The sequence below is a fragment of the Billgrantia kenyensis genome, from assembly GCF_013697085.1.
Classification (GTDB): Bacteria; Pseudomonadota; Gammaproteobacteria; order Pseudomonadales; family Halomonadaceae; genus Halomonas; species Halomonas kenyensis.
On record NZ_JACEFT010000004.1, the window covers coordinates 211789 to 229496 of the forward strand.

Annotated in this window: 18 protein-coding genes; 5 read left to right on the forward strand and 13 right to left on the reverse strand. The window is 66.3% G+C overall.

Annotation, left to right across the window (positions count from 1 at the left end):
• Positions 1-131 precede the first annotated feature (131 nt).
• The 5 genes from H1D44_RS20960 to H1D44_RS06140 all read left to right on the forward strand — a co-directional run bounded on the left by H1D44_RS20960 (position 132) and on the right by H1D44_RS06140 (position 6035).
• Positions 132-386, forward strand: a complete 255-nt coding sequence (locus H1D44_RS20960; RefSeq protein ID WP_238984371.1) for a DUF1127 domain-containing protein — start codon at positions 132-134, stop codon at positions 384-386.
• A 71-nt stretch (positions 387-457) separates the two neighbouring features.
• Positions 458-2812: a Tex family protein gene (locus H1D44_RS06125; RefSeq protein ID WP_181513951.1), complete on the forward strand. Its 2355-nt coding sequence runs from the start codon at positions 458-460 to the stop codon at positions 2810-2812.
• Between the two features lie 150 nt (positions 2813-2962).
• Positions 2963-4585, forward strand: a complete 1623-nt coding sequence (gene gshA, locus H1D44_RS06130; RefSeq protein ID WP_181513952.1) for a glutamate--cysteine ligase — start codon at positions 2963-2965, stop codon at positions 4583-4585.
• Positions 4582-5133: a disulfide bond formation protein B gene (locus H1D44_RS06135; protein ID WP_181513953.1), complete on the forward strand. Its 552-nt coding sequence runs from the start codon at positions 4582-4584 to the stop codon at positions 5131-5133. Before gshA ends, H1D44_RS06135 begins: the two co-directional genes overlap by 4 nt.
• Positions 5134-5168: 35 nt before the next feature.
• Positions 5169-6035 carry an alpha/beta hydrolase fold domain-containing protein gene (locus tag H1D44_RS06140; RefSeq protein ID WP_181513954.1) on the forward strand — a complete coding sequence of 289 codons (867 nt, stop codon included), beginning with the start codon at positions 5169-5171 and terminating at the stop codon, positions 6033-6035.
• Between the two features lie 30 nt (positions 6036-6065).
• Here H1D44_RS06140 and H1D44_RS06145 read toward each other — a convergent pair whose 3' ends face one another.
• From H1D44_RS06145 to H1D44_RS06205, 13 genes are all read right to left on the reverse strand, one after another.
• Positions 6066-6473, reverse strand: a complete 408-nt coding sequence (locus tag H1D44_RS06145; protein WP_181513955.1) for a RidA family protein — start codon at positions 6471-6473, stop codon at positions 6066-6068.
• A complete protein-coding gene (locus H1D44_RS06150; protein ID WP_181513956.1) occupies positions 6470-6892 on the reverse strand; it encodes an acyl-CoA thioesterase in 423 nt (140 codons plus the stop codon). Before H1D44_RS06150 ends, H1D44_RS06145 begins: the two co-directional genes overlap by 4 nt.
• 12 nt (positions 6893-6904) lie before the next feature.
• Positions 6905-7585: an ABC transporter ATP-binding protein gene (locus H1D44_RS06155; RefSeq protein ID WP_181513957.1), complete on the reverse strand. Its 681-nt coding sequence runs from the start codon at positions 7583-7585 to the stop codon at positions 6905-6907.
• The gene (locus H1D44_RS06160) at positions 7579-8331 is read right to left on the reverse strand and encodes an ABC transporter ATP-binding protein (RefSeq protein WP_181513958.1); all 753 of its coding nucleotides are present in this window, start codon (positions 8329-8331) and stop codon (positions 7579-7581) included. Before H1D44_RS06160 ends, H1D44_RS06155 begins: the two co-directional genes overlap by 7 nt.
• A complete protein-coding gene (locus tag H1D44_RS06165; RefSeq protein ID WP_181513959.1) occupies positions 8324-9370 on the reverse strand; it encodes a branched-chain amino acid ABC transporter permease in 1047 nt (348 codons plus the stop codon). Before H1D44_RS06165 ends, H1D44_RS06160 begins: the two co-directional genes overlap by 8 nt.
• Positions 9363-10277, reverse strand: a complete 915-nt coding sequence (locus tag H1D44_RS06170; RefSeq protein ID WP_181513960.1) for a branched-chain amino acid ABC transporter permease — start codon at positions 10275-10277, stop codon at positions 9363-9365. Before H1D44_RS06170 ends, H1D44_RS06165 begins: the two co-directional genes overlap by 8 nt.
• Before the next feature lie 70 nt (positions 10278-10347).
• Positions 10348-11490, reverse strand: a complete 1143-nt coding sequence (locus H1D44_RS06175; RefSeq protein ID WP_181513961.1) for an ABC transporter substrate-binding protein — start codon at positions 11488-11490, stop codon at positions 10348-10350.
• An 81-nt stretch (positions 11491-11571) separates the two neighbouring features.
• Positions 11572-13200 (reverse strand): benzoate-CoA ligase family protein, encoded by a 1629-nt coding sequence (locus H1D44_RS06180; RefSeq protein ID WP_181513962.1) that lies wholly within the window; start codon positions 13198-13200, stop codon positions 11572-11574.
• A 117-nt stretch (positions 13201-13317) separates the two neighbouring features.
• The gene (locus H1D44_RS06185) at positions 13318-14451 is read right to left on the reverse strand and encodes an acyl-CoA dehydrogenase family protein (RefSeq protein ID WP_181513963.1); all 1134 of its coding nucleotides are present in this window, start codon (positions 14449-14451) and stop codon (positions 13318-13320) included.
• Positions 14451-15260 (reverse strand): enoyl-CoA hydratase family protein, encoded by an 810-nt coding sequence (locus H1D44_RS06190; RefSeq protein WP_181513964.1) that lies wholly within the window; start codon positions 15258-15260, stop codon positions 14451-14453. The genes H1D44_RS06185 and H1D44_RS06190 overlap by 1 nt, the downstream gene beginning before the upstream one ends.
• The gene (locus H1D44_RS06195) at positions 15257-15727 is read right to left on the reverse strand and encodes a MarR family winged helix-turn-helix transcriptional regulator (protein WP_181513965.1); all 471 of its coding nucleotides are present in this window, start codon (positions 15725-15727) and stop codon (positions 15257-15259) included. Before H1D44_RS06195 ends, H1D44_RS06190 begins: the two co-directional genes overlap by 4 nt.
• Positions 15724-16479, reverse strand: coding sequence for an SDR family NAD(P)-dependent oxidoreductase (locus tag H1D44_RS06200; protein WP_220127998.1), 756 nt, complete (start codon positions 16477-16479; stop codon positions 15724-15726). Before H1D44_RS06200 ends, H1D44_RS06195 begins: the two co-directional genes overlap by 4 nt.
• Positions 16480-16481: 2 nt before the next feature.
• Positions 16482-17708, reverse strand: a 1227-nt coding sequence (locus H1D44_RS06205; RefSeq protein WP_479688625.1) for an oxidoreductase, incomplete at its 5' end; no start/stop codon positions are given.

The window sequence follows — 17708 nt, forward strand, 5'->3', positions numbered from 1 at the left end:
GTTGTTCCAAGCTGTTCCGCAGATTGTTTCATCAAGCAGAGTGATGGCGGGTATAAGAACTATTCGTTGGATTGATTCTAGCGCCTCGTCGAGACTTTCTCCATCGCATCATCGGATGGAGGAAACACCACATGAACATCAAGGCAAGGATCAACCCTGAAGACGTCTTGCCCCGCCGTAAGCTCAACTCACGAAGCCGCTTACGTGCCTTTTTCGAGCTATGGCGCTGGGCGCGTCAGATGGATCGCCTGGTACAGCTTCGCCGCGAGCGCAGCCAGCTGCTCGAGCTCAGCGACCACCAGCTTCGTGACATCGGCCTGACTCGGCACGAGGCGGCACGCGAGGCGCGCCGCCACTTCTGGGACGACATCGGCTGGCGGCGCTGATCCTGGCGGCGAGGGCGTGGCGTTTGTGGTACCTTGACGCGATCTTTCGCTGTCGCAATACCAAGGAAGTCATGGACGCCACGACCCGGATCATTTCGCGCCTCGCCGAGGAGCTCGCCGTTCGCCCGCAGCAGGTCTCCGCTACCGTGGAGCTGCTCGATGGCGGTGCCACCGTGCCCTTCATCGCCCGTTACCGCAAGGAGGTCACCGGCGGCCTTGACGACACCCAACTGCGCAACCTCGACGAACGCCTGCGCTACCTGCGCGAGCTGGAAGAGCGCCGTACTGCCGTGCTTGCCGCCATCGACGAACAGGGCAAGCTGACGCCGGAGCTGGCGGGGCAGATCCAGGCCGCCGATACCAAGCAGCGCCTGGAAGACCTCTACCTGCCGTACAAGAAGAAGCGCCGCACCAAGGCCCAGATCGCCCGCGAGGCGGGGCTCGAGCCGCTGGCCGATACGCTGCTGGCAGATCCCGCCCTCGACCCCGAGAGCGAGGCCGCCAACTATCTGCGCCCCGCAGAAGGTGACATCCCGGCCGTCGAGGATGCCAAGGCGGCGCTGGACGGCGCCCGTCAGATCCTCATGGAGCGTTTCGCCGAGGATCCCGATCTGGTCGGCGCGTTGCGCGAGCGGCTTTGGAGCGAGGGCGAGCTCAGCGCCCGGGTGATTGCCGGCAAGGAGCGCGAGGGCGCCAAGTTCTCCGACTACTTCGAGCACGACGAGGCATTGGCCAAGACCCCATCGCATCGTGCGCTGGCGATGTTTCGCGGCCGCAACGAGGGCGTTCTGACGCTGGCCATCCGCCTGCCCGGCGAGGACGAGGCGCCGATTCATCCTGCTCAGGTGGCCATCGCCAGGCATTTCGACATCCGTGACGAAGGCCGCGCCGCCGACAAGTGGCTGGCCGACGTGGTGCGCTGGATCTGGCGGGTCAAGCTCTACACCCACCTCGAGACCGAGCTGATGGGGCGGCTGCGCGAACGCGCCGAGCTCGATGCCATCGAGGTCTTCGCCGCCAACCTCAAGGACCTGCTGCTGGCCGCCCCGGCGGGGCAGAAGGCGACGCTGGCCATCGATCCAGGCCTGCGCACCGGCTGCAAGGTGGCGGTGGTGGACGCCACCGGCCAGTTCCTCGAGCACGCCACGATCTTCCCCCATGCGCCGCGCAACGCCTGGAGCGAGTCCCTGGCGCTGCTGGCCAAGCTGGTAGACAAGCACGACGTGGCGCTGATCGCCGTGGGCAACGGTACGGCCAGCCGCGAGACCGACAAGCTGGCCGGCGACCTGCTCAAGCTGTTCGCCGGCAAGAGATCGCTCTCCAAGGTGATGGTCAGCGAGGCCGGGGCCTCGGTCTACTCGGCGTCGGAGTATGCCTCCCGCGAGCTGCCCGAACTCGACGTCACCATCCGCGGCGCGGTCTCCATCGCCCGGCGCCTGCAGGATCCGCTGGCCGAGCTGGTCAAGATCGAACCGAAGTCCATCGGCGTGGGTCAGTACCAGCATGACGTTTCGCAGCTGCAGCTGTCGAAGAGCCTGGAGGCGGTGATCGAGGACTGCGTGAACGCCGTCGGGGTCGATCTCAACACCGCCTCCAGCGCACTGCTCTCCAGGGTGGCCGGCCTCAACCCGGCGCTGGCCGAGGCCATCGTCGCCCGGCGCAATGCCGAGGGCGCCTTCGCCAGCCGCAAGCAGCTGCTCGACGTCAGCCGCCTGGGACCCAAGACCTTCGAGCAGTGCGCCGGCTTCCTGCGCATCATGAACGGCGACAACCCGCTCGATGCCAGCGCCGTGCACCCCGAGGCGTACCCGGTGGTGGAGCGTATCGCCAGCCGCAGCGGTCGCCCGGTGGCCAGCCTGATCGGCGACAGCGCCACGCTGAAGACGGTCAAGCCCGCCGAATTCGCCGACGAACGCTTCGGTGTGCCCACCATCAGCGACATTCTCAAGGAGCTCGACAAGCCGGGCCGCGATCCGCGCCCCGAGTTCAAGGCCGCCGAGTTCCGCGAGGGGGTGGAGACGCTCAAGGACCTGGAGCCGGGCATGATCCTCGAAGGCAGCGTGACCAACGTCACCCACTTCGGTGCCTTCGTCGACATCGGCGTGCATCAGGACGGCCTGGTCCACATCTCGGCGCTGTCGGACAAGTTCGTCGAGGATCCGCGCTCGGTGGTCAAGGCCGGCGACATCGTCAAGGTCAAGGTGATGAGCGTGGATCTCGAGCGCGCGCGCATCGGGCTGTCGATGCGGCTCGACGATCAGCCGGGCGAGGCCGAGGGCGGCAGATCGTCGCGCGCTGGTCATGGCGAGCGGCGTGGCGGTCAGGGCAAGGCGCCGCGCAAGAATGCGCCCCGCGAGCAGGCCCAGCCCAATCAGATGGGGGCGCTCGGTGCGGCCTTGCTCAAGGCTAGAAAGGGCAAATCTTGATCCGGGTAGGGCTAACGCCATACTCTCGATATCATGCGCATGACGACGAGGAGGCTGCCTTGCCGGCCAGCTTCCTCCGGCTGCCCTGAGCGGCCGGCACGCTTAGACCAAGAGGCCCGTTGAAGGCCTCCTAGACACGGGGTCCACGCCTTGTCTGATTCATACTCTGCCTCTGTATCGTACCTTGCCGGGCTGGCGGCCCGGGGACGCTTCGGGCGCCTGCGTCGCGGCCTGGAAAAAGAGGGCCTGCGTGTCGACCGTGAGGGACGCATCGCCTCCACGCCGCACCCGCATGCGCTCGGCTCCAAGCTGACCCACCCTTACATCACTACGGATTACTCGGAAGCGCTGCTGGAGTTCATCACGCCGGTCTATTGCCGTCCGGAGGATGCCCTCGAATTCCTCGCCGACCTGCAGCGCTACAGCTATCGCCACCTTGGTGACGAGTTGATCTGGCCCGCCAGCATGCCCGCCAGGCTCGACGGCAACGACAGCGTGAGCATCGCCGACTACGGCAGCTCCAATGGCGGCATCATGAAGCACGTCTATCGCAAGGGGCTCGACGTTCGCTATGGCAGGATCATGCAGGCCATTGCCGGGATCCACTACAATGTCTCGCTGCCCGACGAGCTGTGGGAGCTGCTGCGCGAGCGCGATGAGGCTGTCGACATGTCGCTCGACGACTACCGCTCGAGCCGCTATTTCGGCCTGATCCGCAATTTCCGCCGCCACAGCTGGCTGCTGCTTTATCTGTTTGGCGCCTCGCCGGCGCTGGATCGCAGCTTCCTCCCCGGGGGCAATGTACCCGACAAGCTGCACGCCCACGGTCGCCACACCCTGGTGTCACCCTATGCCACCAGCCTGCGCATGTCGGATCTCGGCTACCAGAACAAGGTGCAGGCGCAGCTGAAGATCTGTTTCAACTCGCTGGCCAACTACGTCAACACCCTGCGCCATGCCATCTCCACGCCGTGGCCCGCCTACGAGAAGCTGGGGGTAAGGCATGGCACCGACTGGCAGCAGCTCAACGCCAATATCCTGCAGATCGAAAACGAGTACTACAGCGATATCCGGCCCAAGCGGGTTACCCGGCAAGGCGAGACGCCTAGCCAGGCGCTCGAGTCACGTGGCGTCGAGTATATCGAGGTGCGCTGCCTCGACCTCGACCCGTTCCTGCCGCTGGGTATCGACGACTCGCGCCTGCGTTTCATCGACACCTTCCTGATGTGGTGCCTGCTGGCCGAGAGCCCCTGGATTCCCGACGAGGAGTGCGACCGCCTGGATGACAACCGCCAGCGGGTCGTCGAGCGTGGGCGCGACCCCGAACTCAGGCTGGTCCAGAATGGACGGCGGCGCAGCGTGGCCGACTGGGGCAGCGAGATCTTCACTGAGCTGAGCAGGGCGGCCGAGCTGCTCGACGCGCTGGAAGAGGAGGGTAGGCCACACGCGGATGCCGTTGCTGCATTCGCCCCCTGGCTCGATGACCCGGCGTTGACACCATCCGGCAGACTGTTGGCGCGTCTCGAAGCAACGGGAGAAGAGTTTCTTGATGCCATGCTCGCCATTGCCGAAGAGCAGGCGGAAAGCTTCCGGAATCAGCCCATTCACCCGGCGCAAGAGACGACCCTGGCCCAGATGGTCGACTCCTCGCACCAGCAGCAGCGCGACATCGAGGCGGCCGATAGTAAGCGCTTCGAGGAGTTTCTCGAGGACTATTTCGCCAGTGCCCGCGAGCCCAGGATTGCCATGGCCAGCGAGGGAGCCGCCCGATGAGTCGAGCAGGATTGCGTCATCTGTCGGTGCGCCAGTGGAGCCTGGCAGGCTTTTCCTTCTGTGTGCTCATGATGCTGGTCGCCTTGGCTCTCGAGCACATCGGCGGGCTCGAGCCCTGCCCGCTGTGCATCTTCCAGCGGGTTGCGGTACTTGCCGCGGCTGCAGTGTTCCTCGTCGCGGCGATCCACAACCCGCGCGGGCGGGTCGGGGCCGCGCTCTACGGCGGTCTGTCGCTGGCCGCCGTGATCGGCGGCATCGGCGTGGCCTGGCGCCACCTGTGGCTGCAGTCGCTGCCGCCGGATCAGGTGCCGAGCTGCGGCCCCGGCCTCGACTACATGATGGACATCCTGCCCATGCGCGACGTGGTGTCCATGGTGCTGTCGGGCTCCGGCGAGTGCGCCGAGATCGACTTCCTGCTGCTGGGCATCTCCCTGCCGGGCTGGACCTTGATCGGCTTTCTCGTCCTTGCGCTGGCCCCGCTGGGTATCCTGCTGGGAGCATTCCTCGAGCGCCCCGGCTCACTCAATGGCTCCCGCCGAGCGGCATGAGCCGAAGAAAACAACAACAACAAAAGGAGGGCTGCGTGCTCTACCGCGACTTCGCCACCCAGGAACAGATCGATCAGGAATACGACCCCATGCGCGGCCGGGAACCCGCTGCACTGCTGGCCGACTGGCGAGCCCGCAGCGAGGCGCTAAGCGACCGCGTACGCGTAACCCGGGATGTCGCCTATGGCCCAACGCTGGCTGAGCGCATGGACGTCTACCATGCCGAGCGGGACGCTGCTCCGCTGCACCTGTTCTTTCACGGCGGCTACTGGCGCTCACTGGGGCATCGAGAGTTCGGCTTCGTTGCCGAGGGGTTGGTCGAGGCGGGTATCAGCGTGGGTGTGGTCAACTACGCCTTATGCCCCGCGGTGGCGTTCGGCGAGCTGGTACGCCAGGCGCGCGCTGCTGTGGCCTGGGCGCACCGCCATGGCGCATCGCTGGGCCTCGACGCTGAACGGCTGAGCGTGTCAGGCCACTCCGCTGGCGGGCACCTCGCCGCGATGTTGCTGGCAACAGATTGGCAGGCGGAGTACGGGTTGCCCAACGACTTGATCGAAGGTGCGCTGTGCATCAGCGGCCTGTACGACCTGCGTCCTTTCCCCTGGTCGTGGCTGCAGCCCAAGCTGCAGCTTACTGGACGTGACGTCAACGACTACAGCCCGCTGTTTCTGCCCTGTCGGGTGCCTGCCCCGGTGCAGCTGGTAGCGGGCAGCAAGGAGTCCGGGGAATTCGCCCGCCAGATGCATGCCTATGCCGAACATCTCGATGCCCACGGCATGGCGGTCGGCACGGAGCTGCTTTCGAGCGACGATCATTTCTCCATCCTTGACCACTACGCGCCGAGCGGGCGCTTTGTCCAGCGTATCGCCGCCTTCCGTGGTCTCGTGCAGGGCAGCGACTAACGCTTGCAGCACCACGTTGCCGCGTTTTCCTCAGGGGAGTACGGCGGTCGCCTCGATCTCGATCTTGGCCCGGTCCTCGACCAGATCCGCTACCTGTACCATGGTCATCGCGGGAAAATGCTTGCCCATGACCTCGCGATAGGCCGCTCCTACTTCCTTCAGCCTGGCCAGGTATTCCTGCTTGTCGGTCACGTACCATGTCAGTCGTACCACGTGCTCGGGGCCGGCGTCGGCCTCTTTCAGCACCTCGACGATATTGGCCAGGGCCTGGTGAACCTGGGCGACGAAGTCGTCGCTCTCGAAGACCTGGGCGCCGTTCCAGCCGATCTGGCCGCCGACGAAGATCGTGCGCCCGGTGGCGAGCACGCCGTTGGCATAGCCCACGGCAGCCTTCCAGTGGGAGGGGTGCAGCAACTGATGGGAGGTGGCGTCATTCATGGTTGTTTTCCTTGGGAATCTTCTGTGGCGAAACGTCGACGCATGGCGTCGGGCCAGGGCAGAGGGCGGCCGCTATCCAGATCGATGAAGACCAGGGTCGAGTCGCAGGTCAGACGTGGCTCGCCGTTGCACAGAGCCACGGTGCGCAGGGCCATGCTCGTGCGGCCGATGTCGCGAATGGTCAACTCGAAGGTCAGCGTCTCGCCCAGGCGACTGGGGGCGTGGAAGTCGGTCTCGATATGGGCGGTTGGTACGCCGGTGCGGTTCTCCACATGGAGTTGGTTGAAGTCGTGCCCCACCGCTTCGGCGAAGAAGTCCTCCACCACGGAGTTCAGCATCTCGAAATAGCGCGGATAGAACACGATGCCCGCCGGGTCACAGTGCTGGAAGCGCACCTTGCGTTGGGTGGTGAATGGCATGGTGGGGATCCTCTAGACGCCGAGATAACGGTCGCGCACGCTGTCGTCCAGTGCGGTGGGCTCGCCTGTCCACACCGTTCGCCCTTTTTCCAGGATCGTACAGCGGTCGGCCAGTGGCAGCAGTTCGGCCAGCGACTTGTCGACGATCAGGGTGGACTGGTCCTGGGCCTTCAGCTCGCGGATGGCGGCCCAGATCTCCTGGCGAATGACCGGGGCGAGGCCTTCGGTGGCCTCGTCGAGCACCAGCAGGCGGGGATTGGTCATCAGCGCGCGGCCGATGGCGAGCATCTGCTGCTCACCGCCGGACAGGGTGCGCGCCATCTGGCTGCGTCGCTCGGCCAGGCGAGGGAAGAGTGCCTCCACCCGCGCCAGGCTCCAGTAGCCTGGACTGGCCGTGACCACCAGGTTCTCGCGTACCGAAAGGTTGGGGAAGCAGCGCCGGCCCTCGGGCACCAGGCCGAGGCCGGCCTGGGCGATGCGATAGGAGGGCAGGCGACGCAGGTCGTGGGACTCGAAGGTGATGTTGCCGCTGCGCGCTGGGGTGAGGCCGAAGATGGAGCGGATGGTGGTGGTCTTGCCCATGCCATTGCGCCCCATCAGCGCCATCATCTCGCCGGCCTTGACGCTCAGATCGACGCCGAACAGCGCCTGGGAAGGGCCGTAGAAGGTCTCGATCGCGGTGACGTTCAGCATGCTGCCTCTCCCAGGTAGGCTTCGCGGACTTGCGGATTGGCGCGGATCGCGGCGCTGTCGCCCTGGGCGATCACGCCGCCGGACACCAGCACCGAGATGCGGTCGGCCAGGCGGAACACGGCGTCCATGTCGTGCTCGATGAGCAGGATTGGCACCTCGTGTCTGAGGGCATCGAGCAGTTCGGTCAGGTGGGCCGTGCCCTCCGGCCCCAGCCCGGCCATGGGCTCGTCGAGCAGCAGCACCCGGGGCTTGAGCGCCAGTGCACAGGCCACCTCCACCTGACGACGCTCGCCGTGGGAGAGTTCGGCCACCTGGGTGTCGGCACGGTGGGTGAGTGACATGCGCTCCAGCGCCTCCAGCGCCGGGACCAGCAGGCTGTCGTCGCGCTGCACCGGCTTCCAGAAGCGGAAGCTGTGACCCTGCAGCGCCTGTACGGCGATCATCACGTTGCGCTTCACCGACAGCGGCTCGGCCAGCGACGAGACCTGAAAGCTGCGGCCCAGCCCCAGTCGAGCGCGCTGGGCCACCTTCAGCGAGGTGATATCCTCGCCGGCCAGCACGATGCGGCCGGAGTCGGGCTTCAGGCTGCCGGCGATCTGGCCGATCAGGGTCGACTTGCCGGCGCCGTTGGGGCCGATCAGGGCATGAATCTCGCCGGGGCGCAGGTCCAGCGAGACGTCGCGGGTAGCCTGCAGGGCACCGAAGCGCTTGTTGAGGTTGGCAAGCTCGAGTACGGCTTCATTCATGGCGCTCCCTCCCGGCCAGCCAGCCCATTACCCCATGCTTGGCGAACAGCACCACGAACAGCAGTACCAGGCCGAGGAACAGCTGCCAGTACTCGGTCATGCCGCCCAGCAGGGTTTCCATCATCACGAACAGCAGCGCGCCGGCCAGCGGGCCGTAGAGCCGGCCAACGCCGCCGAGAATCACGATCACCATCAACTCCCCCGACATGTGCCAGCTCAGCATGCTGGGACTGACGAAACCGTTGAGGTCGGCGTACAGCGCCCCGGCCAGCCCGGTGATCATCGCCGAAATGACGAAGGCGACCAGGCGAATGGGGTAGGGCGACACGCCGGCGGTGGCCAGGCGCGTGTCGTTGAGCCGTGCCATGGTCAGGGCGGCGCCGAAGCGCGATTTCATGATCCGCGAGGTAATGGCCAGCGAGAGCACCAGGCCGCCGAAGCAGATCAGGAAGAAGGTCAGGGCGTCGTTGGTATCGACCCACGGCAGGCCATTGCGCAGGAAGATCGGCAGGCCGTCCTCGCCGCCGTAGGTGGGCCAGGAGTTGGCGAAGTAATACATCATCTGGGCGAAGGCCAGGGTGATCATGATGAAGTAGACCCCGGTGGTGCGCAGCGAGATGGCACCGATGACCAGTGCCAGCAGGCCGCACAGCAGGATCGCCGCGAGCCAGATCACCAGCATGCTGTCGCTGCCGGGGATGGCGATGGGCCAGCCGATCACCGGGGTGAAGTCGAAGGCGTGGTAGGCGCTGATGCCGGCCACATAGCCGCCCAGCCCGAAATAGGCCGCGTGGCCGAAGCTGACCATGCCGCCATAGCCGATGGCCAGGTTGAGGCCCACCGCGGCCATGGCGATCAGGGTGATGCGCGAGGCCAGGTTGACGTAGTAGATATGGCCGAGGAAATAGAGCGCCAGGGGCGCCAGCAGCAGGAAGGCCAGCAGGCCGATCTGTACCAGCCCCTTGCGGTCGTACCAGCTGGCCGCGGGGGTCGGTAGCCCCGGCTGGGGGGCGAGCGTCGAGGTATTGGACTTATTCATTGGCGGCAAACAGTCCCTTGGGTTTGAAGGCGAGGATGGCGGCCATCATGATGTAGATCAGCATGGCAGCGATGGCCGAGCCGACGCCGGCGGCCTCCGAGGGGCTCATGAACTGGCGGAAGAAACCGGGCAGGAATACCCGCCCCAAGGTATCGACCACGCCGACCAGGATGGCGCCGTAAAGCGCCCCCTTGATCGAGCCGATACCGCCGATCACGATGACCACGAAGGCCAGGATCAGCACCGGTTCGCCCATGCCCACCTGCACCGATTGCAGGGCGCCTACCAGGGCGCCGGCCAGGCCGGCCAGCGCTGCGCCCATGGCGAACACCAGGGTGTAGAGTCGGGCGATGTTGATGCCCAGCGCGCCGATCATCTCACGGTCGCTCTCGCCGGCGCGGATGCGCATGCCGAGCCGCGTGCGGGTGATCAGGAAGTACATCCCCACCGCCACGGCGACGCCCACGGCGATGATCACCAGGCGATAGATGGGATAGCGCAGGCCACCGGGCAGGGTGACCGAGCCCGACAGCATGGCCGGCGGGTTGAGCCACAGTGGCGAGGAGCCGAAGATCCAGCGCGTGCCCTCGGAGAAGATCAGGATCAGGGCGAAGGTGGCCAGCACCTGGTCGAGGTGCGGACGGTGATAGAGCCGGCGAATCACGATCAGCTCCACCAGCGCACCCACCGCGGCGGCCACGGCGATGCCTGCTGCCAGGCCGACGAAGAAGGAGCCGGTGGCGGCAGTCACCAGCGCCGTGGCGTAGGCGCCCACCATGTAGAAGGAGCCGTGCGCCAAGTTGATCAGGCCCATCACCCCGAACACCAGGGTCAGGCCGCTGGCCATCAGGAACAGCATGGTGCCGAGCTGTAGGCCGTTGATGAGCTGTTCGATGAATAGTGTCATGGCTTCGTCTGTGAGTCAGGGGCGGGAGATTCCGCCGGGGCCTGGGGCGCCCGGCGGCACTGACGTTGCATCACATCTGGCACTGTTCGTAATAGATGTCCTGGATGTCTTCCACGGCGATGCCGACCAGGCGGTTGGTGGGCTGGCCGTTATCGCCCTCGACCACCTCGCGCACCAGGATGTCCTGGATCGGGTGCTGGTTGGGGCCGAAGCGGAACTTGCCACGCACCGAATCGAAGTCGGCTTCACGCAGGGCCTCGCGGAAGGCGTCCTGGTCGCTCGGGTGGGCCTTCTCAAGGGCACTGATTATCAGGTTGGCAGTGTCGTAGCCCTGGGCCGCATAAAGGGTCGGCATGCGGTCGTAGGCTTCGCGGAAGCCTTCGACGAAGGCGTGGTTGGCCTCATTATCGAGATCGTAGGCCCACAGCGAGGTATTCATGGCACCGATGGCAGCGCTGCCCACCGCCTGGATGATGGTCTCGTCGAAGGAGAAGGCGGCACCGAACACCGGCAGGTCGACGCCGGAGTTCTCCCACTGCTTCATGAACGAGATTCCCATGCCGCCGGGCAGGAAGAAGAACAGGCTGTCGGCATCGCTGGCGCGGATCTGGGCGATCTCGGCGGCGTAGTCGGTCTGGCCCATTTGGGTGTAGAGCTCGTCGACCACTTCACCTTCATAGAGGTGCTTGAAGCCGGCCAGGGCGTCGGTGCCTGCCGGATAGTTGGGCGCCATCAGGATCGGCCGCTCGAAGCCCTGCTCGCGCATGTAGGCGCCCATGCCGCCGTGAAGATTGTCGTTCTGGTAGGCCACGTTGAAGTAGTTCTCGTGGCACATGCGCCCGGCGAGATCCGAAGGGCCGGCGTTGGGCGAGAGGTAGAAGGTGCCCTGGCGCACCGCGGCAGGCACCACCGCCATGGCCAGGTTGGACCAGATGATGCCGGTGAGGATGTCTACGTTGTCCCGCTGCATGAATTCGTTGGACAGGCTGCGTGCCAGGTCGGGCCGGTTGGCATCGTCCTGGATCAGCACCTTGACGTCATCGCGTCCCGAGCGCTCGATGGCCAGCATGAAGCCATCGCGGACGTCGACGCCCAGGTGCGAGCCGCCGCCGGAGAGCGTGGTGATCATGCCGATCTTGACCTCTTCGGCCTGGACCGCCGCCATGGCGGTAGTCATCAACAGGCCAAGGCCAACGCTGGCGAGTTTCTTCATTGGATTACCCTCTTTTGTTGTCGTCGTTGTCTACTTCGGCGCGGTGTCCAGCACGCGCGCCGTTATTGCTCGTCAGGCCCTTCAGTCGGGGTAGTGTTCCTGGCGCAGCCGGAAGCGCTGCACCTTGCCGGTGGCCGTCTTGGGCAGCGATTCGACGAAGCGGATTGATCGCGGGTACTTGTAGGGGGCGATGCGTTGCTTGACGAAGCCCTGCAGCCGCTCCACACAGGCCGCATCCGGCTCGACTCCGTCAGACAGTACCACGAAGGCCTCGACGATCTGCCCACGCTCTCCATTCGGTGCGCCGATCACGGCACACTCCGCTACTGCCTCGTGGGCCAGCAGTGCGGCTTCCACCTCGGGGCCGGCGATGTTGTAGCCGGAAGAGACGATCATGTCGTCATTGCGCGCGGCAAAGTGGAAATAGCCCGCTTCATCCTGGTAGAAGGCGTCGCCGGTGATGTTCCAGCCGTTTAACACATACTTGCGTTGGCGTGTATCGTCCAGGTAGCGACAGCCCGTGGGCCCGCGCACTGCCAGGCGGCCGACTTTGCCGCGTGGCAGCTCGTTCATCTCGGCGTCGACGATCTTCGCCTCGTAGCCTGCCACCGGGAGGCCGGTGCAGGCCGGGCGGTGATCGTCGAGGCGATTGGAGATGAAGATGTGCAGCATCTCGGTGGCGCCGATGCCGTCGAGGATCGGCGTGCCGGTCTTCTCGATCCAGTCGTGGTAGATCGGTGCCGGCAGCGTCTCGCCGGCCGACACCGCCACGCGCAGGCTGTCCAGTTCGCGGCCGCTCTCGAGTGAGCTCAGCATGGTGCGGTAGGCGGTAGGAGCGGTAAAAACGACGGTGGCACGATGCTCGCGAATGATATCGAGCAGCAGTGGCGGGCTCGCTTTCTCCAGCAGCACGGCGCTGGCGCCGAAGCGCAGCGGGAAGATGGCGAGCCCGCCCAGGCCGAAGGTAAAGGCCAGCGGTGGTGAGCCGACGAAGACATCGTCTTCGCTCACCTGGAGTACTTCCCGGGCGTAGCCGTCGGCGATGATGAGCAGATCGCGATGGAAGTGCATGGTGGCCTTGGGCTGGCCGGTGGTGCCGGAGGTGAAGCCGAGCAGGGCAACATCCTCGGCGGCGGTGGCCACCGCCTCGAAGTCGCTCGGCTTGTTCAGCGCCAGGCGGTCGAGCTCGGCATCGTGGTTGGCGGTGCCGTCGAAGCCCACCACCCGCTTGAGAAAGGTACTCTCGGCGGCGCAGGTCTCGAGCTCCTCGAGCAGCCGGGTGTCGCAAAGTGCCAGTGCGATCTCGGCCTTGTCGACGATCTGGCCAAGCTCGCCGGCGCGCAGCATCGGCATGCTGTTGACCACCACCGCGCCGGCCTTGGTGGCGGCCAACCAGCAGGCGACCATGGCCGGGTTGTTGGCCGAGCGGATCAGCACCCGATTGCCGGGGCGAACGCCGAGGTCATCCACCAGCACATGGGCCAGCCGGTTGGTCCATTCGGCGAGTTCAGCATAGGTCCGTCGTCGACCGTTGCCGACCAGTGCCACGTGCTCGCCATGGCCGCGCTCGACCCAGCGATCAGTAAGCTCCACCGCAGCGTTGAGCCGTGCGGGATAGTCTAAGCCGTCGAGTCTGAGCTCGGGCCACTCGTTGGCGGGCGGCAGGCGATCCCGCGTGAAGGTATCGGCATGGGCCGACGTTGCGTTCATGACCATTCTCCGTACGTCGTTGTTGTTGTTCGGCGCCGAAGCGTCGACAGGGGGATACGGGTCTGGCGTGTCTCAGCGTTGTCGTCGCTTGTCGGTTCTTGTCTCTGTGTGTTTTGCTCAGGCTCCTGCTAGTGCGCTGCGGGCGATCACCACTTTCTGTACGTCCGAGGCGCCTTCGTAGATTCGCAGCGCGCGGATCTCGCGATACAGGCTCTCGACGATGTGGCCCTTGCGCACGCCGTCGCCGCCATGCAGCTGCACCGCCTTGTCGATCACCTGCTGGGCGCGGTCGGTGGCGTAGAGCTTGGCCATGGCAGCTTCGCGGGTGACCCGCTCGGCACCCATGTCCTTGGTCCAGGCGGCGCGATAGACCAGCAGCGCTGCAGCGTCCACGTCGAGTGCCATCTCTGCCAGGTGGCCCTGCACCATCTGCAGGTCTGCCAGGCTGGCGCCGAACAGCTCGCGGCTGTTGGCTCGCGCGAGGGACTCGTCCAGCGCGCGGCGGGCGAAGCCCAGCGCGGCGGCGCCCACGGTGGAGCGGAACACGTCGAGCACGGACATGGCGATACGGAACCCTTGGCCTGGCTGGCCGATCATGGCGCTTGCCGGCAGCCACATGCCGTCGAAGCCGAGCCGTGCCAAGGGGTGCGGCGAGATGGTCTCCAGCCGTTCGCGTATCTCGAGGCCGGGCGTGTCGGCGGGCACCAGGAAGCAGGAGAGCCCCTTGGCGCCGGGTCCTTCGCCGGTGCGCGCGAACACCGTGTAGAGGTCGGCTATCCCGCCGTTGGAGATCCAGGTCTTTTCGCCATTGAGTCGATAGCCATCTCCGTCGCGCTCGGCGGTGGTGTCGAGCTGGGCGACGTCGGAGCCCGAGCGTGGTTCGGTGAGGGCAAAGGCGGAAAGTGCCTCGCCGCGGCGGGTCCGTTCCAGCCACTGTTTCTGCTCGGCGCTGCCGAACAGGCTGATGGCACCGGTACCCAGCCCCTGCATGGCGAAGGCGAAGTCGGCCAGGCCGTCATGACGGGCCAGGGTCTCGCGGATCAGGCACAGGCTGCGCACGTCGATGGCATCACCCGCGGTGCCCTCGAGAAAGCCTGCTCGGCCCAGATCGCGCACCAGTTGGATGCAGGTGGCGTCGACGTCGGCATGGTCGCGGGGCAGCTCGTTGCTGCACCACGCCTCCAGGCGCTTGGCCAGGTCACGATGGCGGGCCTCGAGGAAGGGCCAGTCGAGATAGCTCGTATCGCTCATCAATCCCCCTCGAAGACCGGCTTCTGCTTGGCGGCGAAGGCACGGTAGGCGCGCTCGAAGTCGCCGGTCTGCATGCAGATCGCCTGGGCCTGGGCCTCGGCCTCGATGGCCTGTTCCAGGCTCATCGACCACTCCTGGTTGAGCTGTGTCTTGGTGATGCCGTGGGCAAAGGTTGGCCCCTGGGCCAGGCGGGTGGCGTAGGCGATGGCCTCGGATTCCAGCGCGTCCGACTCCACCAGGCGGTTGTAGAATCCCCACTGGTGGCCCTCGTCCGCGCTCATGCTGCGCCCGCTGTAGAGCAGGTCGGCGGCGCGGCCCTGACCGATGATGCGTGGCAGCATGGCACAGGCGCCCATGTCGCAGCCGGCCAGGCCCACCCGGGTGAAGAGAAAGGCGGTGCTGGCGTGAGGCGTCGCGAAGCGAATGTCCGAGGCCATGGCAATGATCGCCCCGGCGCCGACGCAGACGCCGTCCACCGCGCTGATCACCGGCTTGCCACAATGGATCATGGCCTTAACCAGGTCGCCGGTCATGCGGGTGAATTCGAGCAGCCCCTTCATGTCGCGACCCACCAGCGGGGCGATGATCTCGTGGACATCGCCCCCAGAGCAGAAGTTACCGCCGTTGGAGGCGAACACCACGGCTTTCACGTCATCGGCGTAGACCAGGTCGCGAAAGGTATCGCGCAGTTCGGCGTAGCTGTCGAAGGTGAGCGGGTTCTTGCGCTCGGGACGGTCGAGGCGGATCACCGCGACTTCACCCTCCATGCGCCACTGGAAGTGACGTGGCTTGAGTTCGGCCAGTTTCATTGTTGTCTTGCTCCCGTGTCGGTCGGCAAGCGGTGCAGCAGCTCGCCGATATGATGGGCATCTTGTTCGTCGACGCCATCCAGAAGTTCGTTGACCCAGCCCTGGTGGGCCTCTGCCATCATGCTGAAGGCGTCGCACCCGTTCGGGGTAAGGCGCACCCGGGTCGCGCGACGGTCGCCCTCGATGGCGATGCGTTCCACCAGGCCGTCATCGGCCAGGCGGTCGACGATGCCGGTGACGTTGCCGTTGGAGACACGCAGCCGCTTGGACAGCTCGTTCATCTTGAGCCCCTCGCGCTCCCTGAACAGCGCGGCCATGACGTCGAAGCGAGGCAGGGTGGAGTCGAACTCCACGCGCAGCCGCTCGCGCAGTGCGGCCTCCACCTGGCGCGTGACCCGCAGCATGCGCAGCCACAGGCGCAGGCGTTCCTTGCTCAGGGTTTCTTCCCTGATCGTTGGGGCCGTCATGTCTCGCCTCCCGAAATCGAAATGGCCTGACCGTGGATGGCGCCACTGTGCGGGCCGCACAGCCATAGCGCGGTAGCGGTCACCTCGGCCGGCTGGATCACCCTGCCCATGGGGTTGGTTGAATGGAAGTGCGCCAGGGCCTGTTCTGCTGTCTGCCCGGTCTTGGCCATGATGTTGTCGATACTGGCCTCGAGTAGCGGAGTATCGGTGAAGCCGGGGCATAGCGCATTGACGGTGATATTGCGCCCGCTGACCTCCTGGGCCAGGGCGCGAACCAGCCCGACGACGCCGTGCTTGGCGGCGCAGTAGGGCGCCACGTAGGCGTAGCCCTTGAGCCCGGCGGTCGAGGCCACGGCGATCAGCCGCCCGTCGTCGCGCAGGTGGCTGAGACCCTCGCGCAGGGTCAGGAAGACCCCGGTCAGGTTGACCTCCAGCATGCGTTGCCACTGGTCGAGTCCGGTGCGCGAGAGCGGGGCGCTTTCGGCGGCGCCGGCGTTGGCGATCACGACATCGACCTCGCCCAGCGCTTCGAACAGCGCGACCATGTCGGTCTCGCTGGTGACATCCGCCACTCGGGCAGTGATGGCCGGGTGCCGCTCCGCAGTGGCTTCCAGCGTCTCGCGGCGACGCCCGGTGATGGTGACCTCGGCCCCGGCCTCGGCGAAGCCCAGCGCCATGTCGGCGCCGATGCCGCTGCCGCCACCGGTGATCACCACTCGCTTGCCGTTCATCGGCTTCATGTCCATGCTCATCTTCACATCCATCCTTCGCCACGTTCGGCCAGGCGCAGCAGCTGGTCGCGCCCGGCGCGGTAGGGGGCCGGCCACTCGCACTCGCGATCCTGAATGCCGGCGGCGGCGTGCAGCGTCCAGTAGGGGTCGGCCAGGTGCGGCCGGGCCAGGCACACCAGGTCGGCGCGGCCGGCCATCAGGATCGAGTTGACGTGGTCGGCCTGGTAGATATTGCCCACCGCCATGGTCGCCATGCCGGTCTCGTTGCGGATGCGGTCCGAGAACGGCGTCTGGAACATGCGCCCATACTGCGGCTTGGCCCGGGTCGAGGTCTGCCCGGCGGAGACGTCGACGATGTCCACCTCGGCGGCCTGGAGCAGGCGGGCGATCTCGACCGCCTCGTCCGGGGTGACGCCCTTATCTCCGACCCAGTCGTTGGCCGAGATGCGCACCGCCAGCGGCTTGTGCGCCGGCCAGGCGGCACGCACCGCGCGGATCACCTCCAGCGGATAGCGCATGCGGTTTTCCAGCGAGCCGCCGTAGTCGTCGTCGCGGCGGTTGGTCAGCGGGGTGATGAACGACGACAGCAGGTAGCCGTGGGCGGCGTGCACCTCGAGCATGTCGAAGCCGGCGCGCTCGGCCATGCGCGCGGCGGCGACGAACTCCTCGCGCACCCGGTCCATGTCGGCACGCTCCATGGCTTTCGGCACCTGATTACGTTCCGACCAGGCCACGGCGGAGGCCGCCAGGATCGGCCAGTTGCCCTCGGCCAGCGGCGCGTCCATCTCCTGCCAGCCGAGCTGGGTCGAGCCCTTGGGCCCGGAATGACCGATCTGGGCGCACAGCTTGGCCGGCGTCTCGGCGTGAACGAAGTCGCACAGCCGCTTCCATGCTGCCTCGTGCTCGGGGGCGTAGAGCCCCGGGCAGCCCGGGGTGATGCGGCCCTCCGGCGAGACGCAGGTCATCTCGGTGTAGACCAGTCCGGCGCCGCCCTTGGCGCGCTCGGCGTAATGCACGAAGTGCCAGTCGGTAGGCCGTCCGTCCACCGCCTTGTACTGGGCCATGGGCGAGACCACCACGCGATTGGCCAGCGCCATGTCGCGCAGTTGGAAAGGCGCGAACATCGGCGCCCGTGCACTGCCCGCGTGGCCGGCCCGGGCCTGGAACCAGCGCTCGGCGCTCCCGAGCCATTCGGGGTCGCGCAGGCGCAGGTTCTCGTGGCTGATGCGCTGGGAGCGGGTCAGCAGCGA